This is a genomic window from Citrobacter sp. wls717, assembly GCF_005280955.1.
In the GTDB taxonomy this organism is placed as follows: domain Bacteria; phylum Pseudomonadota; class Gammaproteobacteria; order Enterobacterales; family Enterobacteriaceae; genus Citrobacter; species Citrobacter werkmanii.
Window position 1 is genome coordinate 1 of sequence record NZ_SZWW01000018.1, and the last position, 2536, is coordinate 2536.

2 protein-coding genes are annotated in these 2536 nt (G+C 47.9%); one reads left to right on the forward strand and one right to left on the reverse strand.

Features of this window, described 5'->3' with window-relative positions; translation table 11 throughout:
- The first annotated feature begins 451 nt into the window (after positions 1 to 451).
- Positions 452 to 781, forward strand: a complete 330-nt coding sequence (locus tag FDX09_RS13590) for a type II toxin-antitoxin system RelE/ParE family toxin (RefSeq protein ID WP_057696255.1) — start codon at positions 452 to 454, stop codon at positions 779 to 781.
- 27 nt (positions 782 to 808) lie between these two features.
- Here the strand turns inward: FDX09_RS13590 and FDX09_RS13595 are convergent, their stop codons facing one another.
- The gene (locus FDX09_RS13595) at positions 809 to 1129 is read right to left on the reverse strand and encodes a helix-turn-helix transcriptional regulator (RefSeq protein WP_057696258.1); all 321 of its coding nucleotides are present in this window, start codon (positions 1127 to 1129) and stop codon (positions 809 to 811) included.
- Between the last annotated feature and the right edge of the window lie 1407 nt (positions 1130 to 2536).

Sequence of the window (2536 nt, forward strand, 5' to 3'; positions counted from 1 at the left end):
CAGCCATTGGTAACTGATTTAGAGGAGAGAGTCTTGAAGTTATGCGCCGGATAGGGCTAAACTGAAAGAACAAGTTTTGGCGACTGCGCTCCTCCAAGCCAGTTACCTCGGTTCAGAAACTTGCCGGTTTACTGAACCTTCAAAAAACCACCTTGCCGGGTGGTTTTTTTGTTTCCGCACCAGACTAAATCTCTCAGGCCACCCCGTCAAGAAACGCCTACAAGAACCACAACCACCAAGTCAAAAAACACACACATCGCTCAAAAAACAAGCAATCGGTAAGATATACAAAAATTTATATAAAAAAGCACTATCGGAACATCCTGAAAAAACTTTATACTCCAGAGTTGAAATTCTGCCGTCTCAAGGAGAGAGGGGCAGGTAATAGCAACCAACAGAGGAAATGCGTATGTGCGCTTTGAATCGACGACGACACTGATAGGAGGTGTTCATGAAACCAGTAGTATATGTTGGGGGTTCACAAAAAAGCCTAACCGGCCAAAAAGTGTTCCCAAAGAGTCTTGAAGATGAAGTAGCAGTGGAGATAAACCGTTTACAATATGGCTTGTCACCTTTGCGGAAGACCAAGGCGATGAATGGCCTCGGACAAGGTGTTATCGAGTGGGTGAAGAATGGTAAACCAGCTTACCGGATGGTTTACGTAGTAGGTAAAAAAGCAGTCTACGTACTACATGCATTCTCAAAAACGTCAGATGGCACACCAAAGTCCGAGGAGGATACAATCAAGCTAAGGTATAAGATGCTTCCAAAAGACTTCTGATAAATCAGACGGTAACCAAAGCAGTGTTCACAGCACTGCTTTTTTCACTTTCACGTCAATTGGACTCTCTTTGTCGTGAGGTCGAAATGAAACATCCATAACGAATCCAATGCGGCACAAGATCTCCAATAGTGTATCGATGGCGAATTTTGAAAATTGACCGTTCATAAGATTACTGACTCTTGGCTGACTGACACCTAGCTTCTCTGCTGCGACACGTTGTGACCACCCCTGCTCACGGATCAACTCCGTAAGAATAATGATCAGCTTGGACTTCAGTGAAATCATATTTAGCTCAACAGCGTCCTTAGCAAAGAGTTCGTACGGTTCACTTACACGGTGAAGCATATTTCCCCTCATAAGTCCTGCGAGTGTAAAAAAGTAGATGCAGCTCAAAAAATATTCGAGCGTTTACAGGGTGCGGCATTATACGCACGCCTTAGAAAGAGGCAACAAAAAAATATAATTTTTTATATACCTCACCCCTTATATAATGTTCTTTAAGCCAAGATGCAAGTGACAACCGCACTTTTCACTACAAAAAAAACTGCAAGCTTCATCGAAGTTCATAGTAAATGAATAGAAATGAAGAGGTCATTTAACATAACACCCGTTGCCCGCACCCCCAGAGAGGCCCTCAGTGCATTTCTGCGGCCTGCTGCGTGTTTCCGGCACCTTTCTATACCCATATCGAGAAAAAACGGCCCTGATGATTCTGGCGTGGCTGAATGGCTATGCATGAGAGTGACTGGCGGGCGGTTTCACACCAGATGTGCCGGAAAAGGACTTTTTCAGGCAGTTTTCTTCCGTGGTTCGTAGAACCACAACAGGTTTCAAAGGGGAACCCTTTGGCACCGCGCATGTATCACCCCGTGTATACATCGCCGTCGTGCCTGATACCTGAAAGAAAAAACGGAGAGCAGACGCAGTACTCACACTTTACCTGCAGTCCACCTACACGCCAGCAACCAGCACCCACACTTTACTTACAGTTCACCTACACGTTACCTACAGAAGACCTACGATTCCCATGTACTTTAAACACACCACAGCAAACGACGGAAAGAAGCGGTGAACGGGCACGCAATTTATTGCGGGGTCGTGAGGCGCTGGCAGGGTGTCGGGGCGGCAAGCCCTGACAAAAGGCATTTGTGGTGCCGCGTGTGCGCGGTATTACAAATGCACATCCTGTCCGCTGCTTTAACTTTTGTAATCAGAGAACGTCAGAGGATGTCACTTTGCGGCGCTAGCCCTATCCTGCATAGTATTAAAAAATGCAGCTATGGCGCGTACGGTGCCGAGGAAAAGCCCGAAGATATCCCGCTTCCTCGCTCACTGACTCGCTGCGCTCGGTCGTTCGGCTGCGGCGAGCGGAGGGAACAGGCACATCAAAGGAGAGTCAATGAGAGGCAGTAGAAGAGGCCACGGCGTTGCCGGTTTTCCATAGGCTCCGCCCCCCTGACAAGCATCACAGAATCTGACGCTCAAATCAGTGGTGGCGAAACCCGACAGGACTATAAAGATACCAAGAGTTTCCCCCTGGCAGCTCCCTCATGCGCTCTCCTGTTCCAACCTTGTCGCTTACCGGATACCTGTCCGCCTTTTTCCCTTACGGGAAGTGTGGCGCTTTCTCATAGCTCACACTGTAGGCATCTCAGTTCGATGTAGGTTGTTCGCTCCAAGCTGGGCTGTGTGCATGATCCCCCCGTTCAGCCCGACCGCTGCGCCTTTTCGGTAACTATCGACTTGAGTCCA

Excerpts from the sequence above, each read along its gene's own strand:
- FDX09_RS13595 (WP_057696258.1), bottom strand. The coding sequence starts at position 1,129 with ATGCTTCACCGTGTAAGTGAACCGTACGAACTCTTTGCTAAGGACGCT.
- FDX09_RS13590 (WP_057696255.1), top strand. The coding sequence starts at position 452 with ATGAAACCAGTAGTATATGTTGGGGGTTCACAAAAAAGCCTAACCGGC.